Genomic DNA, 1287 nt, shown 5'->3' with positions numbered 1-1287 from the left:
GCTATGGCCTGCTCAACCTCACCCGCAACGACGCGCACAACAGTGATCCGCGGCCCCTCGAACCCGGCCGCCGCTACCGCGCGGTCATCCCCCTCAACGGCGTCGCCCAGGCCTTCCCGCCCGGTCACCGCATCCGCCTGTCGCTGTCCACCTCGTACTGGCCGCTGGCCTGGCCGCCGCCCAAGCCGGTGCTCCTGACCGTGCACGAGACGTCGAGCACCCTGACCTTGCCGGTCCGCCCGGTGGAGGAGCCCGACGCCGTGTCCCACGAGCCCTTCGGCGAACCCGAAGGCACGCGACCGCGCCCCTCGACCCAGCTGGTCGCCCCCGAGGAGCGCTGGCAGGTCAAGCGTGACCTGGTCGACTACGCCGCGGAGCTGGAGATCGTCAAGGACCGGGGCACGGTACGGATCGACGACATCGGCCTGGATGTCGGCCGCCGGGCCTACGAGCGCTACACCTCCGTGGCCGAGGACTTCACCTCCGCCACCGGAGAGTCGGCCTGGACGATGTCCTTCAGCCGCGACGACTGGGACGTACGGGTGGAGACCCGCACCGTCCTCAGCTGTGACGAGGGCCACTTCAGGGTGGACGCCACCCTGGACGGATACGAGGGCGACCGCCGGGTTTTCTCGCGGACCTGGAACGAAAGCGTGCCCCGGGATCTCATGTGACGCCGTATCCGAATCAACTGCGGGGATCCGGCCGGTTTCTTCTGTTTGCCGCCATTCCGGCAGGGCACCCGGTGCCTTGGAGGTTGATCATCTCCTCCCGTTATGTGAATCCCCGCCTTTCGGGGAAAACCAATTGAGGAGTTCTCGATGAGCAACGAAATCTGGAGCTACGCCCCGACCGCCGGGCATGGCCCGGACGCCGATCTGACCGGCTACAAGGTCGAGGCAGCCGACGGTCACATCGGCAAGGTCGACAAGCACTCGAACGAGGTCGCCAACCAGTACATCGTCGTCGACACCGGAGTGTGGATCTTCGGCAAGGAGGTGCTGCTGCCTGCGAGCACCGTCACCGCCATCGACCACGACGCGCGGAAGATCCTGGTCTCGCGCACCAAGGACCAGATCAAGGATGCGCCCGAGTTCGACAAGGAGAAGCACCTGGGCGACCCCGCGTACCGCGACCAGCTCGGCGGCTACTACGGCGGTCTCGGTCCGGGTCATTGACCCTCGCGCGGGCGTGAGCGCGCCGCCGCAATGACTCTGTCGGCGCCCCGGGGGCCGGGGGGCCCCGGCGCCCCCCGGGGGGGGCGTATAAACAAAAACGAGCCCACCC

At 68.1% G+C, this 1287-nt stretch carries 2 protein-coding genes; both read left to right on the top strand.

The annotated features are described in order from the left end of the window. On the top strand, nt 1–674 hold a 674-nt coding region (locus tag ACQKIP_RS47685), incomplete at its 5' end, for a CocE/NonD family hydrolase C-terminal non-catalytic domain-containing protein (protein WP_427745892.1). A 147-nt stretch (nt 675–821) separates the two neighbouring features. Then, complete coding sequence (locus ACQKIP_RS47680; protein ID WP_365867203.1) at nt 822–1178, top strand: PRC-barrel domain-containing protein; 357 nt, start codon at nt 822–824, stop codon at nt 1176–1178. The last annotated feature ends 109 nt before the right edge of the window (nt 1179–1287 follow it).

This window comes from Streptomyces sp. NPDC059900 (assembly GCF_050270335.1).
Classification (GTDB): Bacteria; Actinomycetota; Actinomycetes; order Streptomycetales; family Streptomycetaceae; genus Streptomyces.
This window is presented reverse-complemented; position numbering and strand designations above follow the sequence as displayed.